Origin of the sequence: Pseudomonas sp. SWRI81 (assembly GCF_014268545.1) — a bacterium.
In the GTDB taxonomy this organism is placed as follows: Bacteria; Pseudomonadota; Gammaproteobacteria; order Pseudomonadales; family Pseudomonadaceae; genus Aquipseudomonas; species Aquipseudomonas hamedanensis.
Genome location: NZ_JABWQS010000003.1, coordinates 1 through 25,056, shown reverse-complemented (window position 1 = coordinate 25,056; position 25,056 = coordinate 1). Strand labels below are relative to the sequence as shown.

The 25,056-nt window shown below is 60.5% G+C and carries 23 protein-coding genes; 7 read left to right on the top strand and 16 right to left on the bottom strand.

Going from position 1 to position 25,056, the window contains the following annotated elements; translation table 11 throughout:
• Positions 1–19 precede the first annotated feature (19 nt).
• Genes gnd through HU765_RS02785 form a run of 3 tightly spaced genes read left to right on the top strand, consistent with a single transcriptional unit; the run spans position 20 to position 3,326 of the window.
• Complete coding sequence (gene gnd / locus HU765_RS02795) at positions 20–1,000, top strand: phosphogluconate dehydrogenase (NAD(+)-dependent, decarboxylating) (protein WP_186618955.1); 981 nt, start codon at positions 20–22, stop codon at positions 998–1,000.
• Positions 997–2,520, top strand: a complete 1,524-nt coding sequence (gene zwf / locus HU765_RS02790; RefSeq protein WP_186618954.1) for a glucose-6-phosphate dehydrogenase — start codon at positions 997–999, stop codon at positions 2,518–2,520. The genes gnd and zwf overlap by 4 nt, the downstream gene beginning before the upstream one ends.
• The gene (locus HU765_RS02785) at positions 2,517–3,326 is read left to right on the top strand and encodes an HAD family hydrolase (protein ID WP_186618953.1); all 810 of its coding nucleotides are present in this window, start codon (positions 2,517–2,519) and stop codon (positions 3,324–3,326) included. Before zwf ends, HU765_RS02785 begins: the two co-directional genes overlap by 4 nt.
• A gap of 126 nt (positions 3,327–3,452) precedes the next feature.
• Here HU765_RS02785 and nhaB read toward each other — a convergent pair whose 3' ends face one another.
• From nhaB to HU765_RS02765, 4 genes are all read right to left on the bottom strand, one after another.
• The gene (gene nhaB / locus HU765_RS02780; RefSeq protein ID WP_186618952.1) at positions 3,453–4,955 is read right to left on the bottom strand and encodes a sodium/proton antiporter NhaB; all 1,503 of its coding nucleotides are present in this window, start codon (positions 4,953–4,955) and stop codon (positions 3,453–3,455) included.
• A gap of 176 nt (positions 4,956–5,131) precedes the next feature.
• Positions 5,132–6,055, bottom strand: a complete 924-nt coding sequence (locus tag HU765_RS02775) for a hypothetical protein (RefSeq protein ID WP_186618951.1) — start codon at positions 6,053–6,055, stop codon at positions 5,132–5,134.
• A gap of 138 nt (positions 6,056–6,193) precedes the next feature.
• Entirely contained in the window at positions 6,194–7,483 is a 1,290-nt protein-coding gene (locus HU765_RS02770; RefSeq protein WP_186618950.1) for a hypothetical protein, read from the bottom strand.
• A gap of 281 nt (positions 7,484–7,764) precedes the next feature.
• The gene (locus HU765_RS02765) at positions 7,765–8,031 is read right to left on the bottom strand and encodes a hypothetical protein (protein ID WP_186618949.1); all 267 of its coding nucleotides are present in this window, start codon (positions 8,029–8,031) and stop codon (positions 7,765–7,767) included.
• Between the two features lie 343 nt (positions 8,032–8,374).
• Here HU765_RS02765 and HU765_RS02760 point away from each other — a divergent pair, with 343 nt between their 5' ends.
• Complete coding sequence (locus HU765_RS02760; RefSeq protein ID WP_186548300.1) at positions 8,375–9,700, top strand: sigma-54 dependent transcriptional regulator; 1,326 nt, start codon at positions 8,375–8,377, stop codon at positions 9,698–9,700.
• Positions 9,701–9,760: 60 nt separating this feature from the next.
• Here HU765_RS02760 and HU765_RS02755 read toward each other — a convergent pair whose 3' ends face one another.
• From HU765_RS02755 to HU765_RS02715, 9 genes are all read right to left on the bottom strand, one after another.
• On the bottom strand, positions 9,761–11,065 hold the full coding sequence (locus tag HU765_RS02755; RefSeq protein WP_186548298.1) for a hypothetical protein: 1,305 nt from the start codon (positions 11,063–11,065) through the stop codon (positions 9,761–9,763).
• 45 nt (positions 11,066–11,110) lie between these two features.
• Entirely contained in the window at positions 11,111–11,857 is a 747-nt protein-coding gene (locus HU765_RS02750) for a hypothetical protein (protein WP_186618948.1), read from the bottom strand.
• Positions 11,858–11,900: 43 nt separating this feature from the next.
• Positions 11,901–12,581, bottom strand: coding sequence for a C39 family peptidase (locus HU765_RS02745; protein WP_186618947.1), 681 nt, complete (start codon positions 12,579–12,581; stop codon positions 11,901–11,903).
• A 63-nt stretch (positions 12,582–12,644) separates the two neighbouring features.
• Complete coding sequence (locus HU765_RS02740; protein WP_186618946.1) at positions 12,645–13,637, bottom strand: heme utilization protein; 993 nt, start codon at positions 13,635–13,637, stop codon at positions 12,645–12,647.
• 70 nt (positions 13,638–13,707) lie between these two features.
• Positions 13,708–14,280: an adhesin gene (locus HU765_RS02735; RefSeq protein ID WP_186618945.1), complete on the bottom strand. Its 573-nt coding sequence runs from the start codon at positions 14,278–14,280 to the stop codon at positions 13,708–13,710.
• Position 14,281: 1 nt separating this feature from the next.
• Positions 14,282–14,731: a hypothetical protein gene (locus HU765_RS02730; protein WP_186618944.1), complete on the bottom strand. Its 450-nt coding sequence runs from the start codon at positions 14,729–14,731 to the stop codon at positions 14,282–14,284.
• A 343-nt stretch (positions 14,732–15,074) separates the two neighbouring features.
• Positions 15,075–15,599 carry an AAA family ATPase gene (locus HU765_RS02725; RefSeq protein WP_186618943.1) on the bottom strand — a complete coding sequence of 175 codons (525 nt, stop codon included), beginning with the start codon at positions 15,597–15,599 and terminating at the stop codon, positions 15,075–15,077.
• Entirely contained in the window at positions 15,596–16,159 is a 564-nt protein-coding gene (gene pnuC / locus HU765_RS02720; RefSeq protein WP_186618942.1) for a nicotinamide riboside transporter PnuC, read from the bottom strand. Before pnuC ends, HU765_RS02725 begins: the two co-directional genes overlap by 4 nt.
• Positions 16,160–16,424: 265 nt before the next feature.
• Positions 16,425–18,128 carry an amidase gene (locus HU765_RS02715; protein WP_186618941.1) on the bottom strand — a complete coding sequence of 568 codons (1,704 nt, stop codon included), beginning with the start codon at positions 18,126–18,128 and terminating at the stop codon, positions 16,425–16,427.
• A 425-nt stretch (positions 18,129–18,553) separates the two neighbouring features.
• On the opposite strand from HU765_RS02715, the gene HU765_RS02710 reads away from it, so the two are divergent.
• Positions 18,554–19,660, top strand: a complete 1,107-nt coding sequence (locus HU765_RS02710) for an AI-2E family transporter (protein ID WP_186618940.1) — start codon at positions 18,554–18,556, stop codon at positions 19,658–19,660.
• 12 nt (positions 19,661–19,672) lie between these two features.
• Here the strand turns inward: HU765_RS02710 and proP are convergent, their stop codons facing one another.
• The 3 genes from proP to HU765_RS02695 form a co-directional block, all read right to left on the bottom strand.
• Positions 19,673–21,175: a glycine betaine/L-proline transporter ProP gene (proP, locus tag HU765_RS02705; protein ID WP_186618939.1), complete on the bottom strand. Its 1,503-nt coding sequence runs from the start codon at positions 21,173–21,175 to the stop codon at positions 19,673–19,675.
• Positions 21,176–21,360: 185 nt separating this feature from the next.
• Positions 21,361–22,020: a DUF3313 family protein gene (locus HU765_RS02700; protein WP_186619080.1), complete on the bottom strand. Its 660-nt coding sequence runs from the start codon at positions 22,018–22,020 to the stop codon at positions 21,361–21,363.
• A complete protein-coding gene (locus HU765_RS02695; RefSeq protein ID WP_186618938.1) occupies positions 22,020–22,337 on the bottom strand; it encodes a hypothetical protein in 318 nt (105 codons plus the stop codon). Before HU765_RS02695 ends, HU765_RS02700 begins: the two co-directional genes overlap by 1 nt.
• A 161-nt stretch (positions 22,338–22,498) precedes the next feature.
• Here HU765_RS02695 and HU765_RS02690 point away from each other — a divergent pair, with 161 nt between their 5' ends.
• Both HU765_RS02690 and HU765_RS02685 read left to right on the top strand, forming a co-directional pair.
• Positions 22,499–23,206: a response regulator gene (locus HU765_RS02690; RefSeq protein ID WP_186548271.1), complete on the top strand. Its 708-nt coding sequence runs from the start codon at positions 22,499–22,501 to the stop codon at positions 23,204–23,206.
• Complete coding sequence (locus HU765_RS02685; protein ID WP_186618937.1) at positions 23,203–24,531, top strand: ATP-binding protein; 1,329 nt, start codon at positions 23,203–23,205, stop codon at positions 24,529–24,531. The genes HU765_RS02690 and HU765_RS02685 overlap by 4 nt, the downstream gene beginning before the upstream one ends.
• Positions 24,532–25,056 lie beyond the last annotated feature (525 nt).

Sequence of the window (25,056 nt, the reverse complement as noted above, 5' to 3'; positions counted from 1 at the left end):
TAGTAAGGAGCATCAGCACATGCAACTCGGGATTATTGGACTGGGCCGCATGGGCGGTAATATTGCGCGGCGCCTGATGCTCAACGGTCACACTACCGTTGTCTACGACCGCAATACCGCTTTCATCGACACCCTGGCCGCCGAGGGCGCCACGGGCGTCGCCGACCTGCCGGCCCTGGTGGCCGGTCTGGATAAGCCACGCGCCGTCTGGGTCATGCTGCCGGCCGGTGCGCCGACCGAAGAGACCATCGACACCCTGAGCAATCTGCTTGAAGCCGGCGATACCATCATCGACGGCGGCAACACCAACTATAAAGATGACATTCGCCGGGCCAGGACGTTGGGCGAGAAGGGCCTTCACTACATCGACGTCGGCACTTCCGGCGGCGTCTGGGGCCTGGAGCGCGGCTACTGCATGATGATCGGTGGCGACGCCGAGACGGTTAAGCGTCTTGACCCGCTGTTCGCCGCTCTGGCACCGGGCATGGGCGACATCCCGCGTACCAGGGATCGCAAATCCGACGACCACCGCGCCGAACACGGCTACATCCACGCAGGTCCCGCCGGCGCCGGGCACTTCGTCAAGATGATCCATAACGGCATCGAGTACGGCATGATGGCCGCGTTCGCCGAAGGCTTCGACATCCTCAAGACCAAATCCAGCGAGCGCCTGCCCGAAGATCAGCGTTTTGATCTGAACGTGGCCGACATTGCCGAAGTGTGGCGTCGCGGCAGCGTGGTGTCCTCGTGGCTGCTCGACCTGACCGCCGATGCGCTGGCCAGCGACCCGAAACTCGACGGTTTCTCCGGCTCCGTAGCGGACAGCGGCGAAGGCCAGTGGACCATCGAGGCGGCCATGGAGCAAGCGGTGCCGGTGCCGGTGCTGTCCAACTCGCTGTTCTCGCGCTACCGCTCGCGCGGCCAGGGCACCTTCGGCGACAAGATCCTGTCCGCACAGCGTTTCGGCTTCGGCGGCCACGTGGAGACAGCCAGGAAATGACCCATACGATCCGCAGAAAATCCAAGGCAGAACCCGCACCACCGACCACGCTGTTTCTGTTCGGTGCCCACGGCGACCTGGTCAAGCGCTTGCTGATGCCAGCGCTGTATAACCTCAGTCGCGACGGCCTGCTGGACGACAATCTGCGGATCGTCGGCGTCGACCACAACGCGGTTACCGATGACGCCTTTGCGCAGAAGCTCGAGGATTTCATCCGCAGCGAAGTGGCGGCGAAGGTCGGCAAGGGCGATCAGATGCTTGATCCGGCCTTGTGGGCCAAGCTCGCCAAAGGCATCAGCTACGTCCAGGGCGACTTTCTGGACGACAGCACTTATTCAGCGCTGGCGGCGAAAATCGCCGCCAGCGGTACCGGCAATGCGGTGTTCTACCTGGCCACCGCGCCACGTTTCTTCAGCGAAGTGGTGCGCCGACTCGGCAGCGCCGGTTTGCTCGAAGAAACCCCTGAAGCGTTCAGAAGGGTGGTAATCGAGAAGCCGTTCGGCTCCGACCTGCACACCGCTGAAGCCTTGAACGCTTGCCTGCTCAAGGTGATGACGGAAAAGCAGATCTACCGGATCGACCATTACCTGGGCAAGGAAACCGTGCAGAACATCCTCGTCAGTCGGTTCTCCAACAGCCTGTTCGAAGCTTTCTGGAACAACCATTACATCGACCACGTGCAGATCACGGCCGCCGAAACCGTCGGCGTCGAGACCCGTGGCAGCTTTTATGAACACACCGGCGCACTGCGTGACATGGTGCCCAATCACTTGTTTCAGTTACTGGCGATGGTCGCGATGGAACCGCCGGCGGCGTTCGGCGCCGATGCGGTGCGCGGCGAGAAGGCCAAGGTCGTGGGGGCGATTCGTCCCTGGACCGTCGAGGAAGCGCGCGCCAACTCGGTTCGCGGCCAGTACAGCGCCGGTGAACGCGACGGCCAGCCATTGAACGGCTACCGCGAAGAACCCAATGTTTCGCCCGACAGCACCACGGAAACCTACGTGGCATTGAAGGTGATGATCGACAACTGGCGCTGGGTCGGCGTGCCGTTCTACCTGCGTACCGGCAAACGCATGAGCGTGCGCGACACCGAAATCGTCATCTGCTTCAAACCGGCGCCTTACGCGCAGTTCCGCGACACCGAAGTGGATGAATTGCAGCCGACCTACCTGCGCATCCAGATTCAGCCCAACGAAGGCATGTGGTTCGACTTGCTGGCGAAACGACCCGGGCCGGCGTTGAACATGGCCAATATCGAGCTGGGCTTCGCCTACAAGGATTTCTTTGAGATGCAGCCGTCGACCGGCTACGAAACGCTGATTTATGACTGCCTGACCGGCGACCAGACACTGTTCCAGCGCGCCGACAACATCGAGAATGGCTGGCGCGCGGTGCAGCCGTTTCTCGATGCCTGGCAGCAGGATGCAAGCGTCGAGACGTACGCAGCGGGTGAAGATGGCCCCAAAGCGGCTGAAGATCTTTTGACTCGCGATGGCCGCGTCTGGCATGGCCTGGGATGAGCAAACCGATCCGTTTTCTACTGAGTGACATGGACGGCACGCTGTTGCTGCCCGATCACACGCTGAGTCAGCGCACCATTGACGCGGTGCGATCGCTGCGCGAGGCGGGCGTGTTGTTCAGCCTCGCAACCGGACGCCCCCCGCGCGCCATGTTGCAGCAGATCGAGGCCTTGGGCGTTGATCTGCCGACCGCGGCGTTCAACGGTGGCACCATCGTCAATCCCGACGGCACTTTGCTGGCCGCGCATTATTTACCGGCGACAACGGCGCTGATCGCACTGGCGCAATTTGCCGATCAGCCGGATGTCGAGATTTGGGTCTTCAGTGGCGGCGACTGGTTGCTCAAGGATCCGCACGGGCCGATGGTGCCCCGCGAGCAGCACGGCCTGGGCTACCCGCCGGTAGTGGTGGAAAGCTTCGAACCGTATCTGGACCGCATCGACAAGATCGTCGCCACCAGTAACAACACCGAACTGTTGATCGAAGTGGAAGCGCAACTGCTGCCGAAGGTCAACGGCATGGCACAAGTGTCGCGTTCACAACCGGTGTATCTCGATGTCACTGCACTGGAGGCCAATAAAGGCACCGCACTGACGACCATTGCCGATTACCTCGGCGTGCCGCTGGAGCAAACGGCTGCAATCGGCGACGGCGGCAACGACCCGGCGATGTTCAAATGCGCCGGCCTGTCGATCGCCATGGGCCAGGCGGAGGAGGCGGTGAAGCGTCAGGCTGATGTCGTCACCGCGCCAAACACCGAAGACGGCGTGGCCCAGGCGATCGAGCAATACATCCTCCCGCGCTGATCCAGCACAAAACCCAACTGTAGGAGCGAGCCTGCTCGCGAAGGCGGTGTGTCATCGAGCAGTTGGGTTGCCTGACACGGCCCCTTCGCGAGCAGGCTCACTCCTACAAGGGGCATATGGTGTCAGTTATAGCCAATAACTCACGGCATACCAGCCGAGCAGGCCCATGACCACGGTATAGGGCAGCGCCATCCACACCATTCGCCCGTACGACAAGCGCACCAGCGGTGCAATCGCCGAGGTCAGCAGGAACAGGAACGCGGCCTGACCATTAGGCGTCGCCACACTCGGCAGATTGGTGCCGGTGTTGATCGCAATCGCCAGCGTCTCGAAGTGCTCGCGGCTCATGTGGCCGGCGAGGAAGGCCTGTTTGACTTCGGTGATGTAGATCGTCGCGACAAACACATTGTCGCTGATCGCCGAGAGCAACCCGTTGGCAATAAACAGCATGCCCGGCTGCTGATCCACCGGCAGAGCGAGTACCCATTGAATCAGCGGGGCAAACAGCTGTTGATCATGAATCACCGCAACCACGGCAAAAAACACCACCAACAGCGCGGTAAACGGCATCGCATCCTTGAACGCAGTGCCCAGGCGATGCTCATCGGTGATCCCGGTAAACGCGGTGATCAACACGATCACCATTAAACCGATCAGGCCGACTTCAGCGATATGAAAGGCCAGGCAACCGATCAAAATCAGCGCCGCCGCACCTTGCACCAGCAATGCTGCAGTCTGACGCGTCGTGCGCTCGGCGTTGTCTTCGGCGGCGTAGTTCGCCAACACGGTGCGCACGTTATCCGGTAAAAGCGTGCCGTAACCGAACCAGCGCAGCTTTTCCAGCAACGCGCACGTCACCAGACCCGCCGCCAGAACCGGTAGGGAGACCGGCGCGACTTTCTGGAAAAATTCGCCGAAATGCCAGCCCATCTCGTGACCGATCAACAGGTTCTGCGGCTCGCCCACCAGGGTGCACACGCCGCCTAGCGCCGTACCGACCGCGCCGTGCATCAACAGGCTGCGCAGAAACGCGCGAAACTGGTTCAGGTCGTCGTGATGCAGCGTGGGCAGGTGCTGGTCGTCGCTGAACTCGCTGTCCTGGCGTGGATCGTTGCCCGAAGCCACGCGGTGGTACACCGAATAAAACCCCACCGCCGCGCTGATGATCACCGCGGTCACGGTCAGGGCATCGAGAAACGCCGAAAGAAACGCCGAGAGGAAGCAGAACATCAACGACAGGATCGCTTTCGAACGCACGCCCAGCAACAGGCGCGAGAAAAGAAACAGCAGCAGATCTTTCATGAAGTAGATGCCTGCGACCATGAACATCAGCAGCAGAATCACCGGGAAGTTATGCAGCAGCTCATCATAGAGTGCCTGCGGCGTAGTCATCTTCAGCAGTAGCGCTTCGACCAGCAGTAGGCCTCCGGGCATCAGCGGGTAGCACTTGAGCGCCATGGCCAGGGTGAAGATGAATTCGATCACCAGCAACCAGCCCGCTACGACCGGGCCTACGGTGAACAGCACCAGCGCATTGATAATCAGGAAACCGATGATTGTCGCCTTGTACCAGCGCGGCGACTGCCCGAGAAAGTTGTGCGCGAACGCCTGGGCCATTGATCCGGACATCGGTTGCTCCTTGTTTTATTGAAGGGCGCAAGTTGCCGGATGTGACGGGCAAGTTCAAGGAGTTCGTGGAATTATTCAGCACTGTTGCGGTTGAAATGGGGGTATCTCCAGTTAAACAACAACGGCCTACCGAGTCGTTACTCGGCAGACCTTTTTAGTGTTGAAACAAGTCTACCTTATGGCAGTTTCGACGAAGCCACCTTGATTGTGAAAGGCTCCGAAGTTCGATCCGCCCCGGAGCGGCAGACGAACGTATAGCTATAGCCAGGTGCCAAATCTTCAACAATTGCGTTGATAATCCCGAACTCATTCGCTTGGAAGACAACCGGGCCATGGACATCGCTGAGAATCGTACCCTCTTCCTTCGGCTTCGCCGTGCCGACCAGGACCACCGATGTCTGGTTAGTGGTTTCACCATCTTTGACGGGTTGATAATTCCGCTGGCCGAACCCGAATTGGATACTCAACAATGCCGGTTTTTCTATTTCGATCCGCCAAGGGGGGGATTCTTTGCCGTTGAGCTCTCGGACAGTGAAGTCATGCCGGCCTGGCTTGAGATCCGTGAGGTTGGCGCTCCAATGCCTGCTGTGATCGACTGTCACCAGACGCAGCACCGTGCCGTCACACGTAACTTCTATGACGTGACCAGGCACACCATTGCCGGCAAAATACAGAGTCGTATGGGATGTACTCGAACCGTCTGCGATGGGCTCACCGTCAGGCCCCTGAACAGATTCGATGTATGTCTGTGTCGTGTAGTCCACAATGACTTCCCAAGAGCGTGATTCTCGCCCCTCCCGATCGACAATCGTGTACTCATGAAAGCCGCCGTGCTGTTCATGCAGCACATATGCGAGGTCGCCCTCATTATTGACGGGAACCGAAGCAACGGAAATTCCCCTATCCCGAATTTCTACATTTTCTCCGGGGCTGGCCGAGCCATGGAGAATAAAGTCGCTAATCTCAACGACGCTGCCCGATGCGATGTAGTTATTTTTCAGGTCGGTAAGTTTGAGGATGTACGGTGCGACGCTACTGGTGCGCTTGCCTGAAGCATCTACCCCCGTCAGTTTTCCGGATAATTTCTCTTGATCAGTCATGTAAAAATTCCTTTTTTCAGATTAAACACGCAGCCGTCTGCGCGTCCCGCCATCTGAACCCCGATCAATAAAAGCGTCTACTGTCAGAAATAACAGGTGCACGGCTAAATCCGACGAAAGGCGAGCGCTGTACTCGTCTTATCGGTTGAGATACCGCGCAACCATCGCCCGATAGTTGCCATCCAGCGAATACCCGCCCACGACAATCGCCCCATCCGCTTGCACCACCAGTGAGTTGGCCGTGTCGAGGCTTCTGCCCAGTCGCGTACGCAGCCAGCCTTGGCCATCGCCAAAGCTTGGGTCGAGGTGCCCATCGGGCCGATACCGGGCGACGATAAAGTCGGCCTCGACCCCGCCGATGGTTGCGCCCACTGCGATGATGTTGCCGTTGGCCATGCGCTGGGCGGCGCTCCACTGGCAGCCGCTGGGGCCGATATCCAGCAACTGGGGTTGGCCGTTATTGCAATGTGCGTCGGGGCGGCCGTTGGCGTGCAGGTTGAACGCCAGGCAGCGAATCGGGTCGCGACTGCTGCCAAAACACTGCAGCGACTCACCGGACTCGATGACCTGACTGACCTGGGCGCTTTTGCCGTGAGCCGTGAATGCCATGAAGCCGTCCACGGCGAACCGTTCATCCAGGCGCCCATCGGGCAGGTAGACGGCCAGCAGGCCTTCTTGCGGAAAACCGATGGAGCCGGCGACCACAACCCTCCCATCGTTTTTCAGCAGCAGGCGACTCAGCCAGGTATTGAGCAACAAGTGGCGGACCATTACGAAGCCGCGGCCGTTAAAGCTGTCATCCAGGCTGCCGTCGGCCCTCAGACGAATGAGCAGGCCGGCATGGTCCGCGAGTTCGAAATGATGGTTGGCGATCAGCAAGATGCGGCCGTCATCCTGCACGGCAAAATCACAGGCTTCGACACCCGGGACACCGGGCGGTAACCAGTGGTCGCGGGTGCCCATGGACAAGTCGCCGGGCAGTCGCACAACCTGAAAGCCGTTATCGGCGAACGCTGGGTCTGGCCGGCCCTGCGCATCGAACAGGGAGAGGCCGGGCAGGGTGCGATGACTGTTTTCATAATGCAGGCCGGCCAGCAGAATGCGCCCGTCCGGCAGCGCCTGGACCTTGCTGGCCATGGCTTCGAAACCCGCAGCAAACGTACCGATCACGCTGCCCTGAACGCCGAAGGACAAGTCGGCCGAGCCGTCGGCGAGCAACCGCGCGAGACCGAAACGGCAGCCTTCAAGGGTGCCGACCTTGGCGGCCACCAGTATCCGGCCTTGGGCATCAAGGGCGACATCCTGGGTCAGGCTGGACAAGCTGCCGGCAAAGTACACCTGCGCAACGCCGCGCAAGGCGAACGTCGAATCAAGTGGGCCCGGATGGTCTGCTGACGCTGGAAGCGCAAAGGCGTTCAGGGTGGACATGCACGCATCTCCTTGCGAGTTGACCACGGCCGGGAGCCGGCGGGGATAACTGCATGAGCGGAACATTCAAAACCTGAACGCGAGGAAGCACAACTGTTAGAAGTAGCAGGCGGACGGTCGCACTGTGCCAGAACAGTGTCTTTTTGAACCAGTCGCAAGCCTGCCAAGCAACTTAACGAAAAAGCGCTGTAAAAAGTTGTACGAAAGAATGTCTTTTAAAAAAGAAGGGGCAACTAAGGCAAGCATGCGGATGACGTGAATGTCATCCGCATTGTCCGTGATCAGTGAGGCATCGACCAGGACTGCAGCTTATGACCTTCTTTGCTAAGTTCGCTTCGAGCTTGCTGCAGCAGTTGCTCAAGTTGCGCAGGATCAGAGTAGGTGCTGCTAGGAATCTGTGTGCGACCGATGTGGGAATTGGTGCGGTCGATAACGGTCAGGCTCAATTCGCCATTGCCGTCTTGTGGTGCCCAGGCCACGCACTGGAAAGGTTTGAACGCGTGGTTGGCAATCAAAAGAGCTTCGTTGATACGGAGCGGGGCGGTCATGGGGTCTTCTCTCTATAAGTGCCCAACAAATGATGTGCCGTCGGTTGGGCTTACCGTTCGGCTGGTTACTTGTACTGATGCACGCAACCGGGGAGCAGGTCACACCTGAGACGAAGAAATTTCGACTTTATTTCATGGCCCCGCCATAAAGAGCCGTTTGAAAGCGTGCTGAAAGTTTTGTGTCGATAGGCAACTAACCAATCCCGTTCTTATAACGGATTTGCTGGTACATCTATAAGCAAACGGTACAAGGCTCTGTCAAAATCTTGCTAGTGTTACAGCCAGGTCTGCCAAATGACTGTTTTTACAATCATTTCCTAAAATTTGGCGCCAAGGATCAGACATGAACGAAGCGCCAGCCTTACGCCGTCTACTGGTTGTCGACCCCTGCGACGATTGCCACCGTTTATTGCCCGGCTTGCGCACGGCAGGCTGGGATGTCGACAGTTGTTCGCTGGAGCATGCCGCTGACCGCGCGTGTGATGTCGGCTTGCTGCGTTTGCAGCCTTTTCATCTGGAACGTCCCGAAGCCGTCAAGGAGCTGATCAGCCGCAGTGGCACCGAGTGGATTGCCGTGCTGAACCAGGAGGTCCTGCGCTTACAGAACGTCGGCGACTTTGTCTGTGAATGGTTTTTCGATTTCCACACCTTGCCTTTCGATGTCTCGCGGGTGCAGGTCACGCTCGGTCGCGCGTTCGGCATGGCACGCCTGCGCGGGCAGGGGACGATTCATGTCGATCAGCCGGAGCATGAGTTGCTCGGCGACAGCAAACCGATTCGTGAGCTGCGCAAGTTGCTCAGCAAACTCGCACCCACCGAGTCGCCCGTGCTGATCCGTGGTGAAAGCGGCACCGGCAAAGAGTTGGTGGCGCGGACGCTGCATCGGCAATCGCAACGCCACAGCAAGCCGTTTGTAGCGATCAACTGCGGAGCCATTCCCGAACACCTGATTCAGTCCGAGTTGTTCGGCCATGAAAAAGGCGCATTTACCGGTGCCCATCAGCGCAAAGTCGGACGCATCGAAGCGGCCAATGGCGGCACGTTGTTTCTCGATGAAATCGGCGACTTGCCGTTGGAACTGCAAGCCAATCTGCTGCGTTTTCTTCAGGAAAAACACATTGAGCGAGTGGGCGGCAGTCAGCCCATTCCGGTAGATGTACGCGTTCTGGCGGCGACGCACGTCGATCTTGAGGCCGCCATCGAGCAAAAGCGCTTTCGCGAAGACCTCTATTACCGCCTCAACGTGCTGCAGGTGCTGACCGCGCCTCTGCGCGAACGCCACGGCGATCTGTCGATGCTGGCCAATCACTTTTCACACTTCTACAGCCACGAAACCGGACGGCGGCCGCGCAGCTTCAGCGAAGATGCCTTGATCGCCATGGGTAAACATGACTGGCCGGGCAATGTGCGCGAACTGGCCAATCGGGTGCGTCGCGGGCTGGTATTGGCCGAAGGCCGGCAGATTGAGGCCCGCGACCTCGGACTGATCAGCCAGCAGTCAGTCACCGCGCCCATGGGCACACTTGAAGACTACAAGACTCGCGCCGAACGCCAGGCCTTGTGCGACGTGTTGAACCGCCACAGCGATAACCTCAGCGTCGCCGCCAAAGTGTTGGGTGTGTCGCGGCCGACGTTTTATCGGCTCCTGCACAAACATCAGATCCGTTAGATAGCTGAAGATCAAAAGATCGTCCGAACGCGGCCCGAGCGTTCGGACGATCTTTTGCTTTTAGAAGTAATACGGGAATTTCAGGCTGAAGGAAAAGTCCGGCGCATCGTCCGTCAGGCCGATCGACAGGTTCGGCACGATGGTCAGGTTATCGCTGGCGGCAATGGTCATGCCGACGTTGAAGTATCCGGCGTTGGCGTCGCTGGACACCACCGATTCCCAGTCCCCGCCATCCTGTTTCAGCTTGCTCTTGCGTTGCACCAGGTCGGACACCGAGAACGACATACTCATCTTCTCGTTCAACGCGAAAGCGATACCGGCGCCGATCTGGAAGCTGTCGCCGATGCGCACCTTGCCGGGGTTTTTCTGGTTGACCGTGGAGCTGACGTCGTCAAACGACTCCTCCAGGTTGTGCGTGTACGACAGGCTGCCGAACAGCACCGCCGGGTCAAACGTCTTGACCAGCGAGATACCCGGTGTGATCGACCAGACGCCGTTGCCGGTCGGCAGGGTATCGGGGACGAACAGGTTGGAGTTGGCATCGGTCTGGCGCAGCTTGATGCCGAACGGGTCCTTGCCCGTCGGCGCCTTGACCCGCAAGGTGACGACCGCATCCGGGGTGTTGACCGATTCGTCGAGGAATTTATAGGCGATGCCGAAGTTGACGTCGCCCAGGGTTGGGTCCTTGGTCACGGTTTCTTCGGTGGTGACGCCGGCCGCGCCTTCGTTACCGCCACCCGACTGGTACGTCGATTCGCGGTACACCACCGGCACGTTCAGGTCGAATTGCCAGCGGTTGTCGAAGTTGTAGCGACCCGTCAGGTCGAAGGTCCAGGTGTCGGCCTTGATCCGGTCGAGGTTGATGTTGCCGAGAAAGATCGAATCCAGCGCGAGGAAACCGTTGAGGATCAATTGGCGAGTGTCATAGCGCGAATAGGTGATGCCGGTCTCGACACTGAACTTGCCACCGCCAAAAAAGCCGCTGGCTTCGTCATACAGGTTGGAGACGCTTTGCGCCGGTTGCGAATCGTCGGCCAGCGACTGACCGTAAGAAGCGCCACTGCCCCCGGCGGCGCCTCCCGATGCAGCGGCTGCACCGGTGCCGGTGGCGACACGGTTGCCTTTCATGTCCGATGGCGATTTGGCCAGTCGTTTTGGCGGTGGGGCGGCGGGCTGTTCTTCAACCTGGCGAACCCGTTGTTCGAGTACCGCCAGGGCCTGTTGCTGTACTTCGTATCGTTGTTTCAGTTCCAGAAGTTCCCGTTTCAGGGCTTCTACATCGGCGTCGGGAGCTGCTTGCAGCATCGCCGCGGGTAGAAGGGTACTCAAACACACTGCGGCACGCAGTGATACTGATCGATACATGAATAAGCCGTCCCTTTAAGCCCAATGATCGAGAGTCAGCGTAGTTCAATATCCGCTTATGCGTAGGGCCCCGAGTTGAGTCAGGTTGCAGTCCAGTGCGCCGGCGCTTCTGCCGTTATTGTTCAGTACGACGTTGAGCTGTGTGAGGTTATTGACCACGTTGGCACTGCCCAGCAGGCGGGTGTTCTGCAGCAGTCCGCCCTGGGCGACTTGTTGCAATGCCGTGCCCTGGTTGCCACTGGCCTGAATGGCCATTTGCACGCCTCCGCCCGACGCGGAAACCGCGACGCTGCCGGCGCCGTTGCTGCCGGTGATGGTCTGTCCGGTCACGAGCGCCTGACCTTGCGACGGCAGCAGTGCCGGCGCCTGACTGGCTTCGCTGACGTTGATCGCCACATTGTTGTTGGCGGTGTTGCCATCGCCCGCCGCGCGTACGCTTTGTGTCACGCCCTGCGTGCTGTTGAGGCCGGCGCCACCGATGACGGTGCCAGTGCCCAGTGTGGGGGTGCTGCCGTTGCCCGACTCCTTGATGGTCGAGACATAAAATTCCGGTTTGACCGTTGCAGCCTGGATCTGCATTGAGGTCGCGGCCCCGATCAGGTCGCCGCTGGCGTTGCGCCAGGTACTGCTCATGACAATGCCGAAGCTGATAATCCGCCCCGGCATCACATACCGACCACGCAGCTCGGCGAGCTCCTGGTCCTTGATCTCAATGGGTTTGAACCCTGCTTGGGCAAAACCTGATGCACTCGCTGCCAGGCAGGCGGCGGCCAGCCAGTATGAGCTTTTCATTTGCTGCTCCCGGGACATCCAGTCCCATTCTCTAACTCGGCGATTAAAAGAAGTCGCTCTGAATGAACCCGAAATCCATCAATTCCGCATCTTTGACCGGGTTGAAACCGTCCAGCTTGTTCTTTGCCGTCAGCGGCACCGGAGGGCTGCGCAAGGCATTGACCTTGTCATACCCGGGACCCACGATGGCGAAGACAATACCGTTCCAACCTTTGACAAAGTCATCATGTTTGTAGCGTTTGTGGCCGAGTACCGGGTCTGCGATGTACACCCAGTGCTTGTCCGAACGCTGCAACACGACGAAATGCTTGTAGCCGCGAATGTCCATCAGGACCACCACCGGAATGGTCACCGCTTCGAGTTTCTCGGGCGGGATCCGGTAGCCTCGGGCGCGCATGCCGATGCTTTCCACGTAGCGCTTCATGTCGAGCATGGAGAAACCCTGGGTTCGCACCAGGTCCTGGTCAGCGTTGACCAGCATGCCTTTGATGATGTGCTCCTCATCGACGTCGAGCCAATAGGCCTGGCGCAGGACCGTTGCCAGTGCAGCAGCGCCGCAGCTGAAATCGGTCTTCTGTTCGACGATGTCGGCAAACTTGCGCTCACGCAGGCTCTGCACGTCCTTGTAAACCAGCACGCCACCCGGCAGGGCAGCGACAGGCATCTGCGCTGCCTGAGTCAGGCCACACAGACAAAGCAGAGCGAGGAGGGCAGGAGTTCGCATGATCGAATACGCCTTGTGGAACCGGGGAAAAGCCCCGTTGCCGGGGCTTTCGTTTCGATCGCGTTACATGCAGGCTTTGCAACCTGCGGCGATGGACAGCGAGTTGCTTTGCTGGTTGCCCACACCGGCCGAGACGTTGGCTCCACCGTTGCCGGAGAAGTTGTTCATCGAGTTGGTCATGTTGGCATTGTTGACAACAGGGGTTTTCCAGCCGTCTTTGGTCAACACTTGGTGGGTGGTGACGCCAGCGAGGCCAAAAGTACCCACGGCTTCGAACTTGAATTTCTGATCATCGTCGCCACCGTGGCCGCCGCCACGATTGCCCCAACCGCCGTGGTTGTTCGTACTTTCGGAGGTGCCTTTGCCTGTGGCTTTGAACGTGCCAGCGGCTGCATAAGTGTCGGTAAGGGTGTCGGTTTTGTACGCCTGCACGCCTTTGTTCTCGACAACCAGGCCAGTCGAGGACTGGTTGGCAGAGGCAGCAGCCTGCGCTACACGGCCACCCGATACGGCGATGGCGAGGTTGTTTTTCTGCTGGTTGAAGTTGCCGGCTGTCACGTTGATCCCGATGTTGCCGGAACCACTGTTGCCTGCGTTGTTGAGGGTGGCGTTGTTGAAGGTCGACGAGTTTTTCACGTAGTTATTGTTGTTGACCTGAGTCGCGCTCGAGGCCGCAACCGCGTTACCGAAGATGAAGCTTTCGTCAGCCGTGGCCAATGCAGCAGCATTGTCCTGCTGGTTGCCGTCGCCGGCAGCAACGTTGGCGCCCATGTTGCCGTTGGAGCCATTGAGCGAGTCGCTGGCATTGGCGTTATTGAGCGTGCCCTGGTTTTTCACCACGTTGCCGTCGCTGTCTTGCACGTCAAGTACGGCGGCGCCGGCGCCGGCAGTGATTTGCAGAAGTTGTTCCAGGGTAGGGCCTTTGGGCTGGTGATTACCGTGCCCGTTGCCATGCCCGTTACCATGACCGTTGTCGCGGCCGCCTGCCTGTGCTGCGATTGCCATCACTGCTGCAAGTGCGAAAACCAGTGGTTTGAGAGCCATTGTAGGTTTCATGGTGTTTCTCCATCGTGCTTATTAGTTGGTTAAGTGTTGGTACTTTCTAATTGCACTGCGTGTGTTTGGGTCAGTCTGCGACCCGGATGCTCAGGGTGTTAGCCATGCGGTTCCCCACCCCGGCACTCTGGTTCACCTGGATGACCCCGCGGCTGCCGGTGAAGGCCTGATCACTTGTCGTGACCTGGCGACTGCCGGGTGGGGTACCAGTTGCTCCTGAGCTCGGTAAAAACGCCACGTTCTGTTGCGAAAGGGCGCTGTCGTCAACGCTCTGCGGTGCAGCACTGATGCTGACGCGCGTGACGTTGGCCATCTGGTTATTGGCCCCGGCACCCTGGTTCACACCGAGGATGCCGTTGCCATTGCTGAAAGAATTGCCGCCGATGTTGGCGCTCGCGTCGATAGCGCGGCTGGCGGAGGTATCGAGGGTCTGGGTGATGCGGGTGGCGGCGTGCGCTTCGGTGCCGATGGCAATCGCCTTGGTGTTGGCTTGCTGCATCTGGTCACCGGCAGCCTGGTTGACATTGAAGTTGCCGCGGTACTGCGCGCCTGAATCCTGAATATTTGCCTGGTTGACCGAAGTCGAATCGGCCATGGCGCTGGTGCAACCGAGCAGGGCAAGTAGCACAAGAGTGCGATTCATCTCACTGGCCTCCGGCCATGCGGGTCAGGGGCGCCAGACCGGTACTCATCGCCCGGTTGACCGTATTGGAGATCGAGCCGCCCGCGCCGCCACCCGTGCCAACACGCATGCCGGGCAGACCGTTCTGGTTGGTCAGGGTATTCATGCCGGGCAGGTTGGAGCTGGGGGTGGTCATGTTGCCGCGAATCGAAGAACCGCTGGCGACACCGGCGAAATCGCCGTCGCTGAGTTCGGTGTTGCTGAGGGTCTGATTGATCCGCGCCGAAGGGTTGGCGTTGACGGTGGTCGGGTAGGGGTCTTTGCCGCCATTGCGACCGATAGGGATCGGCTGCACGTCGCGATTGAGGACGATCACGCCATTGCCTTCGGCCTGCGCGCTGACACTGAACACGACGCTGGCGGCTGATCCGATCAGCAGAAGACAGGTCAAACCTTTATTGAAATTCCCCACGGCTGCAATTCCTTCTTCGGTGGGCTGCCCTTGGTCAGCGTTGTGAAGGAGAGAGCGAAAGCTGTGCCGCTTTTGGAATGCCTTGGGTTTTCAATGATTTGCGTAAACCCCGTGCGGGTTTGGGCTGGGATCTGTTTCAAACGTGAAACACGCCGAGCGGCACGCAGTTGGCACTGGCCTGAGGGATGCTCTGGCGCGGGGCTAACGTCGAGGTGTTTCATTGGTGTAACAACGCTGATGACAAAGCCATGAACATGGCCCGCAGCGGCCTTTGCGCGGTCGGCGGTGTTTCAGAAATGGACACTTTGCGCCGACTCGACGGGCGTTGGCACCCGCCGCCGGATCATTCGGCGAGTAATTGCTCGACGGCGGCAAAGGCTTGCACTTGCCGTGCGGCCCAGTCGCCCTGAATTATTTGCAACGGTTGCTGGTGCTGTTCGAGCCAGTGGCGCGTGGCGCTATAAAACGCCAGACGCTCGGGCAGGTCTGGTTGGCAGCGCTGGCCATCTTCGGTCCAGTCGATCTGCTCCGGTGACAACAGAAGGTGCAAGTCGTAATGGCGCTTGAGCAGTTCCGCTTCCAGCCAGGCCGGGCAGGCGCCGAACAGCGTCTGGCTCCAGAGAATATTGCTCAACAGATGGGTATCGAGGATCAGCAACGACGGCTGTTGCGCGCGTGCCTCATCCTCCCATTGCAACTGGCCGCGGGCGATCTCGGGGATGTCGGCCAGGCAGGTGTCGCGGGGATTGAGTTCGATAAACCGACGCACGTATTCATCCACCCGAACGCCGCCGAAACGTTGTTGCAGACCCGCCGCCAGCCAGCTTTTGCCGGTGGACTCAGGTCCTGTCAACACGACAACTTTCATCGTTGCAGCGCCGGATCGGCTCGCCATTCGCGATAACCCTGGACGGCGAGCAGGGTGAACAGCCCGTACAACGCAGCGGTGAGGTACAGCCCTTTATAGAGGAACAGCCCGACGAAAATCACATCGAGCACGAACCACAGCGTCCAGCATTGCAAGCGCTTCTGCGCCATCCACCACTGCGCCACCAGGCTGAACCCGGTCAGAGCCGCGTCGAGCCAGGGCTGCGCGGCATCCGTCCAATGGGCCATCGCCGCGCCGAGCAACAGACTGCCGACCGCACCGATGCCCAGACCGGACAGAATCGCGCGCGAAGTCAGCCGCGTGACATCCCGCCCGTCGTGCATCGTGCCGGCGCGGGTCCACTGCCACCAGCCGTAGAGTTGCAGCGCGGCGTAGATCACCTGCAATAACATGTCCGAATACAGCTTCACCTCAAAGAAGATCCAGCTGTAGAGCAACACCATGACCAGCCCGATCGGCCAGCACCATGGATTCTGTTTGACCGTCAGCCAGACGGCGATCACGCCGAGGGCGGCGGCAAACAGTTCGAGCCCGGACATGAAAACTCCTTGGGGAGTGAGAGAAAGCTGCGGATTGTACTGCATCCGCCAGAATAATGGCCCGACGCAGGCTCCCGGGGATCTCTGCCTGGATCAGATTAATAGGTTTACACACGATCCAATGTGGGAGCGAGCCTGCTCGCGAAGGCGGCTTTCCAGCCAGCAGAGAGGGTGCGGCTTAAGGCCTCATCGCGAGCAGGCTCACTCCTACAATTGAAATGCGTTCCCCCTGTGGGAGCGAGCCTGCTCCCACAATTGTGTTGCGTCAGACCAGTGGCGGCGTGCGCGGTGGGATCTGGCGTTTGCTGCCGGTCGATTCGAATGCCGACGCCAGGCGCAGCAGATTCGAATCGTCGTAGGCGCGGCCGGCGAAGGTCAGGCCGACCGGCATGCCGATGTCGGCCATCAGGCCCATGGGCACGGTGACGGTCGGGACGCCGAGATGGCGGATCGCGAGGTTGCCGTTGGCCACCCAGACGCCGTTGCTCCAGGCGATGTCGGCCGATTGCGGGTTGACGTCTGCATCGGCCGGGCCAACGTCGGCGACGGTGGGGAACAGCACCGCGTCGAGGCCGAGTCGGTCCAACCAGTCTTCAAGGTCGATGCGCCGGGTCTGCTCCAGCCCACGCAAGCCATCGGGCACGGTGGGGATTTCATTCCACGGCGTGATACCGCGCTCGGCCATGCGCACGTATTCATCCATGCCGGCGGCCAGATCACCTTCGCGGTTGGGCAGGGTGCCCGGGTCGTGCGGGAAAATTTTCGCCCCGTCGACGTCAACCAGACGATTGAGTTTCGGGTCGCCGTTGGCTTGCAGGAAGTCGTCGAATGCCCAGGCTGTCAGGTCCCACAACTCATGATGCAAGAACTCTTTTGACACCAGCCCGCGGGTGAACACCGTCGGCGCGCCCGGGCGATCGCCTTCACAGTTGGACACCAGCGGGAAGTCGGTTTCGACCACTTCGGCACCGGCGGCTTCGAGGGCCTGCCGCGCCTGGTTCCACAACTCGATCACCGAGGCGCGGGTCTGAATGCGCTGCCCCGTCGGCCCACCGATACCCGGTGCTTCGCTGGTGCCCGCCTCAGGATCGGCATTGATGAACATGCGCGGTACGGCGAAACGCTTGCCGGCAAGGGCTTTGGCATCGGCGGCCAGATCAGCGTAAGACGCGGGGCGCACTTCGCTGACGCTGGGGATGGGCACCCATGGTTGCAGGCGCCACAGGTCGCCACGGGTGTCCGGGTCTTCGGCGACGACAACGTCGAGTACTTCAAGCAGGTCCGCCATGGTCCGGGCGAAGGGCACCACCACGTCCATGGTTGGGGTCAACGGCCAGTTGCCGCGCACCGAGATCACCCCGCGCGACGGGGTATAGGCGCACAAGCCATTGTTGGACGCCGGGCCACGCCCGCTCGACCAGGTTTCTTCGGCCAGACCGAATGCGGCGAAGCTGGCAGCGGTGGCGGTGCCGGCACCATTGGACGAACCCGAAGCGAACGGCGCTGTCAGGTAGTCGGCGTTGTACGGGCTTTCGGCACGGCCATAGACACCGCGCTGCATGCCGCCATTGGCCATCGGCGGCATGTTGGTCTTGCCCAGGCAAATGGCACCGGCACCGCGCAGACGCTCGATGGTGAAGGCGTCGCGATAGGCAATCAGATCGGCGAACGCCGGGCTGCCGGACGCGGCGGTCAGGCCCTTGACCAGATAGCTGTCCTTGGCGGTATAGGGAATGCCGTCGAGCGGGCTGAGGGTTTCGCCTCGGGCACGCCGGGCATCGGAGGCGCGTGCTTCGTTCAACGCTTCAGGATTGCGCACCACCACGGCATTGAGCGCCGTCGGTGTGTCCGCGCCGTCGTAGGCATCGATACGGGCCAGATAAGCCTGCACCAGCTCGACCGCGGTGGTCTGGCCGGATTCAAGCGCAGCGCGCAGTTGGGCAATGGAAACTTCGGTGACTTCGATCATGCAATCACCGCTGTCAGGCAGGGCGTTTTTTGTCTGGAAGGCGTGTTCATTTCGGTTCTCGGTGCACAGCTTGAGACGACAAGGTTAAGACTGGCGCCTATTTAACACCAAGCCGCGTGCGGAGTAATCGGCAGGATTGATTTTCGATGCGACCGGCACCTTCCTGACCGGCTTCATATAGCTGAATACCGCCCGGCAGTGCCCGCCAGTGCCTGCCCGGCGCTGCCGGCCAACGCCAGAATCATCAGTGAGTGTGTCGACCGCATCCGCAACTTCCTTATCAACAGGGACGTGCATCAGGTTTAGACGGGAATCGGCCGAAGCACCAGTGTCGCGACTGGCGCCAGTGCTCGAAAACACGACGACCGCGCCGTTGTGATCTAGGCTCAGCGCAGTGACGATTTTCAGCCTCGGGAGAACGCGAAATGGAAGAACAGCCGCTCATTGCCTTGAACAGTTCCAGAGCGCTGCTGGACGTGCTGATCCGTGCCGGGCTGATCGCCACGCTGGTGCTGTTCTGCTTCGATATCTTTCATCCATTCCTCAACGTGATGCTGTGGGCGCTGATTCTCGCCATCACCCTGTATCCGCTGAACCAGAAGCTCGGGGCAAAACTGGGCAATCGCTATGCCTGGGCGGCGATCCTGCTGGTGTTGCTCGGCCTGCTGATCCTGATGGTGCCGCTGAGCCTGCTCGGTGCGTCGGTGGCCGACTCGGTCAAAGCCGGCATGCACACGATGGAGGCGGACCATTTTGAAATTCCGCCGCCACCGCCCAGCGTCGCCGACTGGCCGCTGATCGGCGCGCCAATCTTCGGCATCTGGCAACACGCCTCGCAGGATTTGAGCTGGGCGTTCAAGGAACTGGCGCCGCACCTGAGTAGCTGGGGCAAGGTGCTGCTGCATCAGGCCGCCGGCGTCGGCGCGGGGATCGTGGTGTTTGTCATCGCACTGATTATCGCCGGGCTGATCATGACCCACGGCGAGCGCGGCCACCGCACCGCCGTGGCAATCACCACGCGGATTTCCGGCCCGGTGCGCGGCCCGCAGATCGCGCAACTGTGCACCTCGACCATCCGCGCAGTGGCGCAGGGTGTGGTCGGCATCGCCTTCATTCAGATGCTGCTGATCGGTGTCGCGCTGGTGATCATGGGCGTTCCCGCTGCGGGCATTCTGGCGCTGATGGTGTTGCTGCTGGGCATTATGCAGTTACCGGTGCTGCTGATCACAATCCCCGTGGTGATCTTCGTATTCGCCCATGACGGCGTCAGCGCCGGCACGATCATTTTTGCCGTGTGGATGATCATCGCCGGGCTCTCCGACAACGTGCTCAAGCCGCTGTTGCTGGGACGCGGCGTCGCGGTGCCGATGCCGGTGGTGCTGATCGGTGCGCTCGGTGGCATGGTTACCAGTGGCATCATCGGCTTGTTCACCGGCCCGGTGATTCTCGCGGTGGGTTATGAGTTGTTCATCGGCTGGGTCTACCAGCCGGCGGATGTCAGCCGTCTTGTCGAGGAAACGCCTGAACCGTGACCGGACCTGGCCTCAATCAATCCGCGGATGCTGTTGCGCCAGTTCCTTGCGCTTGGCTTCCAGCTCGGCGATTTGCGTGTCGATGTCTTCGATTTTCTGTTCGATATTGTCGTGGTGCTCTTGCAGCAATTCCTTGGCCTCTTCCAGGTCGGACGCTGCCGGGGCCGCACCGCGCAAGGGTTTGTTAGCGGTTTCCTTCATGGTCACACCGGTGACCAGACCGACCACGGCAATCACCATCAGGTAGTAAGCCGGCATGTACAGGTCGTTGGTGCTTTCAACCAGCCAAGCCACTGCGGTCGGGGTCAGGCCGGCGATCAGCACCGAGACGTTGAACGCGCTGGCCAGCGCGCTGTAGCGGATGTGCGTGGGAAACATCGCCGGCAAGGTCGACGCCATCACCCCGATAAAGAAGTTGAGCAGCACCGCGAGGATCAGCAACCCGGAAAAGATCAGGCCGATGCTGCCGCTGTTGATCAGCATGAACGCCGGGATGGCGAAGATGAACAAGCCGATGCTGCCTACCACGATGAAAGGCTTGCGGCCGATCTTGTCGCTGATGAAGCCGATCAGCGGCTGTACGAACAGCATGCCGACCATGATCGCAATGATGATCAGCACGCCGTGGTTTTCGCTGTAATGCAAGTTATGCGTGAGGTAGCTCGGCATGTAGGTCAGCAGCATGTAATAGGTGACGTTGGTCGCCGCGACCACGCCGATGCAGGTCATCAGGCTGCGCCAGTGTTTGGTCGCGACTTCCTTGAACGAAACTTTCGGGCCGCGCGCCAGACCTTCGCGGTCGCCCTGCTCGAGTTTTTCCACGTGCTGCTGGAACGCCGGAGTTTCCTCCAGCGCGTGGCGCAGATAGAGGCCAATCATGCCCAGGGGCAGGGCGAGGAAGAACGGAATGCGCCAGCCCCATTCCTCGAAGCGCTGCTCGCCGAGAATGGTCGAAATCAAAACCACGACGCCGGCACCGAAGACGAAACCGGCGATCGAGCCGAAATCCAGCCAACTGCCAAGGAAGCCGCGTTTACGGTCTGGCGCGTATTCGGCGACAAAGATCGAGGCACCGGTGTACTCGCCACCGACCGAGAAGCCCTGGGCCATTTTCGCCAGTAGCAACAGAATCGGCGCCCAGATGCCGATCGAGGCATAGGACGGAATCAGGCCGATGGCAAAGGTGCTGAGGGACATGATCACGATGGTCGCGGCGAGGACTTTCTGCCGCCCGTATTTGTCCCCCAGAGCGCCGAAGAACAGCCCGCCCAAGGGCCGGATCAAGAACGGCACCGAGAACGTCGCGAGCGCGGCGATCATCTGTACGCCAGGATCGGCGCCGGGGAAAAATACCTTGCCGAGCACGTAGGCAACAAAGCCATACACACCAAAGTCGAACCATTCCATGGCGTTGCCCAGCGCGGCGGCGGTGATCGCCTTGCGCATCTTGGCGTCGTCGACAATGGTGATGTCTTTCAGGCCGATCGGCTTGACCGTGTTCTTGCGTGATTTCATGTGAATTACTCTGTCGCTGGTCCGTCTTGTCACAACCGCGGCCCCGGGGTGGGGCGGGGAAGACGAGTTCCGTTCTCATGCGATGCCATCCTTTCGATGGCACCTTCTTTGAGATCAGAGATCAGAAGTAACCAAATAATTCACCACTCACGCTTATTTTCTTCACTCACCCATCGCGCAGTGAATTATCGACGCAGCGTCAGCCAGGATTGGCCGAGGTCGCTGGCCCAGCCGTCCAGCACCCCTTTAACGTCATCGGGGCTTAATACCTGCCGGTCGTTGTCCAGCGGCAGACCGGTGCCCGTGCGCACCACTTCGGCGATCACTTCTCCCGTGGAGCCGTCTTCAAATGAGACCTCTGTGGCGACGGTACTGTCCTGGTCGCGAATCCCGGTCGCGGTACTCACCCCGGCGGCCACCAGGGTGACGGGCAGCCACTCATAAAAGCGCAACCCTTGCACGTGAGTGGCGACCTGGGTAATCGCCGGCCGGACCGTCAGCGTGCCCGGGCCGGGTCTGTCGACGACGCGCAGCACTTTGCTCAATTCGATTCTCAGCGCTGCGTCGTAATAATCGGTGACCCCGGACAGCGTGCTGAGAGGAATCCGCACCGTCGGTTCGGCGCTGGGGTAGAACTGACTCGGCGCCAGGTAAACCTGCGTATAACGGCCCCTGGCCAATGCCGGGCTGACCCAGGCCAGCACGGGTTGACCGGACGGTGACTGACGCTCGGTCAGCACCGTGTAATCATGCAGAAAGCCACTGTTTTCGGCTTTTTTGCTGGTGCACGCCGACAGGCTCAGGGCGGCGGCGAGCGCCAGCGACAGTGAGCGAACGCTGTTGATCAAAGCGAAGTTTCCTTGTGTTGAGACCCGGTGTGGTCCGAGCACTCGATATGGAGCTGGCCGTGAGTCATGATCCACGCGACCAGATCGGCCGCCGAAATGCTGTGGACGTACTCGACCCAGTGCGCACTGGTCGGGCTGAAGTGCTCGAAATAACGGCGCAGGACGATTCGGCTCTGGTCGTCGGAAACGCCCAGGCATGACTCATGGAACACAATCGGCGTGTCAGGGCCGAGCGCGGCGGTGCGCTGGCTGAGGATCAAAGGCCGGTTGACGCAGTGCCCGCCGACGCGATGGCTGTTATACAAATCCTTCATGCAAACCCCCTGGACTGGAATGGCTGCAGAGTGCCCCAGCGGTTTTGCCGGACGATGTCCATTTGGTGTCGGTGGTGTAGAGATGTTGCACGATTGAAATAAATGACCCGGGCGCCGATTGGCTTTAGATTGCGTGTTTTTTCGTGGGTGGGCCTGGAACCGTGAGCAGACTGCTGATCGTCGACGATGACGTGGAAATTCTCGCGCTGCTGAAGAAGTTTTTCATGCAGCACGCCTATGACGTCGACGTCGCCGCACACGGCGAGGCCATGTGGGCGGCGATTGCCGCGCAACGTCCGGACACGATCATTCTCGACCTGATGCTGCCCGGCGAAGGCGGCTTGAGCCTGTGCCAGAAAGTGCGCGCGCAGATGGGCATTCCGATCATCATGCTCACCGCCATGGCCGAGTTGAGTGATCGCATCGTCGGCCTGGAGCTGGGCGCCGATGACTACCTGACTAAACCGTTCGCCCCGCAGGAACTGCTGGCACGCGTGCGCGCCTTGCAGCGGCGCGCCGGCGAGCAACGCAATCCGACCACGCCAGCGCGGCCGGTCGTCGCCTTCGCCGGTTGGCACCTGGACATCACCTGTCGCGAATTGCGCTCACCCGACAACGTGATGATTCCGCTGTCCGGCGGCGAGTTCGATCTGCTGGTGGTGTTTCTCGACCATCCGCAACGCATCCTCACCCGCGAACAGTTGATCGATCTGACCCACGGCCAGGGCCACGACGCGTTCGATCGCAGCATCGACGTGCAGGTCAGTCGTCTGCGGCGCAAGATCGAGCCGGACTGCAAACGGCCGGACCTGATTCGCACCGTGCGCAATGGCGGTTATATGTTCACCGCCAAGGTCAGCCGCTCGTGATCCGCCGACTGCTGCCGGGCGACACCCTCAGACGGCGAATCGCCCTGACCATTCTGGCGGCGATGCTCGCGTCGCTGGCGCTGAACGCGCTGTTCGTTCAGGTCGCCGGCATCTGGGCGCGTCCGCCCATCGAGCGCACCGGCCTGCTTGAGCAAATTGCCGCAACCTCACGGGTGATCGAGGCGGCGCCCGCCAGCCTGCGCCCGCAATTGGCCGCCGCGGCGAGCAGCAGCCTCCTGCAAGTGTCGTGGAAAGCGCAACGCGCTGAATTCGAACTGCCGGGCGATGGCGCTCGCGTCGAAGCGAGCAGGGTGCCGGTGCTGCAGCAATTGCTCGGTGATCAGCGCAAGATCGAAGCCTTCAACCCCGGCGACTGGCCCGGCGATAATCCGCAGGCGCATTACGCCGCACTGGTGCAACTGGTCGACGGCAGCTGGTTGTCCTTTATCCCGCCCGAGCGCAGTTGGGGTCTGGAGTTGCCCACGCGGATCGCCATCATCATCGCGCTGGGCCTGATTGCGACAGTGCTGGTCGCCTGGATCGCCACGCGCCAGTTGGCCAATCCCTTGCAGCGCTTCGCCTGCGCGGCGCGGCGTTTCGGCACTGACTTGCGCGCGCCGCCGATCAAGATCGAAGGCCCGCATGAAATCCGCCAGGCCATCGTGGCGTTCAACACCATGCAGGCACAGATCCAGCATTTCATCAGCGAGCGCACGCACATGCTCGCGTCGATTTCTCACGACCTGCGCGCGCCACTGACGCGGATGCGTTTGCGCAGCGAGTTCATGGAAGACCTCGACCACCAGCGCAAACTGATTCGCGATGTCGAGGAAATGCAGTCGATGATCAATGCTGCCCTGGCGTTTTTTCGGGAGGACACCCATCGCGAACAAACCACGGCGTTCGACCTGTCGGAGTTGCTGCAAACCATCGTCGATGACTACCGCGATCAGCACATTGACATCGTTTTCGACGGTCCGGCGCACCTGGTGTACGAAGGCCGGCCGTTAGGCATCAAGCGGGTGGTGGTCAATCTGCTGGAGAATGCGCGCAAGTATGCGCAGCACCCGCGCATTGCCTTGAATCGTGAGGAATATGCCATCGCCATTGAAGTCAGCGACGACGGCCCGGGCATCCCCGAGGCTGCGCTGGAGCAGGTGTTTGACCCGTTCTTCCGTCTCGAAGCGTCGCGCAACCGCGACACCGGCGGCGTGGGCCTGGGGCTTTCGACCGCCCGAGCGATTGCGCGCGAGCAGGGCGGGGAACTGACACTGCGCAACGCACGCAAGGGCGGACTGGTAGCACGGGTCGAGTTGCCAGTGTGAAACTTTGGGGGGGGCGCAAGTGTTGGAGATCGATGTAGGAGGGGGCTTGCTCCCGAAGGCGGTGTGTCAGTTAGCACAGATATCGGCCGACATGCCGCCTTCGCGAGCAAGCCCGCTCCCACAGGTTTGGGGTACACCAGAGTTATTACTGCCCGCCACAAAACCAATGTGGGAGGGGGCTTGCTCCCGAAGGCGGTGGGCCAGTGAGCATCGATTTCACTGACCCGGCGCTTTCGCGAGCAGGCTCGCTCCCACAGGTTTGGGGTACACCAGAGTTATTACTGCCCGCCACAAAACCAATTGTGGGAGGGAGCTTGCTCCCGAAGGCGGTGGGCCAGTGAGCATCGATTTCACTGACCCGGCGCTTTCGCGAGCAGGCTCGCTCCCACAGGTTTGGGGTACACCAGAGTTATTACTGCCCGCCACAAAACCAATTGTGGGAGGGGGCTGCTCCCGAAGGCGGTGGGTCAGTCAGCATTGATTTCACTGACCGGCGCCTTCGCGAGCAGGCTCGCTCCCACAGGT

Bases quoted from the DNA above. Each gene is read 5' to 3' on its own strand.
- gnd (WP_186618955.1), top strand. From the start codon at position 20: ATGCAACTCGGGATTATTGGACTGGGCCGCATGGGCGGTAATATTGCG.
- zwf (WP_186618954.1), top strand. From the start codon at position 997: ATGACCCATACGATCCGCAGAAAATCCAAGGCAGAACCCGCACCACCG.
- HU765_RS02785 (WP_186618953.1), top strand. From the start codon at position 2,517: ATGAGCAAACCGATCCGTTTTCTACTGAGTGACATGGACGGCACGCTG.
- nhaB (WP_186618952.1), bottom strand. From the start codon at position 4,955: ATGTCCGGATCAATGGCCCAGGCGTTCGCGCACAACTTTCTCGGGCAG.
- HU765_RS02775 (WP_186618951.1), bottom strand. From the start codon at position 6,055: ATGACTGATCAAGAGAAATTATCCGGAAAACTGACGGGGGTAGATGCT.
- HU765_RS02770 (WP_186618950.1), bottom strand. From the start codon at position 7,483: ATGTCCACCCTGAACGCCTTTGCGCTTCCAGCGTCAGCAGACCATCCG.
- HU765_RS02765 (WP_186618949.1), bottom strand. From the start codon at position 8,031: ATGACCGCCCCGCTCCGTATCAACGAAGCTCTTTTGATTGCCAACCAC.
- HU765_RS02760 (WP_186548300.1), top strand. From the start codon at position 8,375: ATGAACGAAGCGCCAGCCTTACGCCGTCTACTGGTTGTCGACCCCTGC.
- HU765_RS02755 (WP_186548298.1), bottom strand. From the start codon at position 11,065: ATGTATCGATCAGTATCACTGCGTGCCGCAGTGTGTTTGAGTACCCTT.
- HU765_RS02750 (WP_186618948.1), bottom strand. From the start codon at position 11,857: ATGAAAAGCTCATACTGGCTGGCCGCCGCCTGCCTGGCAGCGAGTGCA.
- HU765_RS02745 (WP_186618947.1), bottom strand. From the start codon at position 12,581: ATGCGAACTCCTGCCCTCCTCGCTCTGCTTTGTCTGTGTGGCCTGACT.
- HU765_RS02740 (WP_186618946.1), bottom strand. From the start codon at position 13,637: ATGAAACCTACAATGGCTCTCAAACCACTGGTTTTCGCACTTGCAGCA.
- HU765_RS02735 (WP_186618945.1), bottom strand. From the start codon at position 14,280: ATGAATCGCACTCTTGTGCTACTTGCCCTGCTCGGTTGCACCAGCGCC.
- HU765_RS02725 (WP_186618943.1), bottom strand. From the start codon at position 15,599: ATGAAAGTTGTCGTGTTGACAGGACCTGAGTCCACCGGCAAAAGCTGG.
- pnuC (WP_186618942.1), bottom strand. From the start codon at position 16,159: ATGTCCGGGCTCGAACTGTTTGCCGCCGCCCTCGGCGTGATCGCCGTC.
- HU765_RS02715 (WP_186618941.1), bottom strand. From the start codon at position 18,128: ATGATCGAAGTCACCGAAGTTTCCATTGCCCAACTGCGCGCTGCGCTT.
- HU765_RS02710 (WP_186618940.1), top strand. From the start codon at position 18,554: ATGGAAGAACAGCCGCTCATTGCCTTGAACAGTTCCAGAGCGCTGCTG.
- proP (WP_186618939.1), bottom strand. From the start codon at position 21,175: ATGAAATCACGCAAGAACACGGTCAAGCCGATCGGCCTGAAAGACATC.
- HU765_RS02695 (WP_186618938.1), bottom strand. From the start codon at position 22,337: ATGAAGGATTTGTATAACAGCCATCGCGTCGGCGGGCACTGCGTCAAC.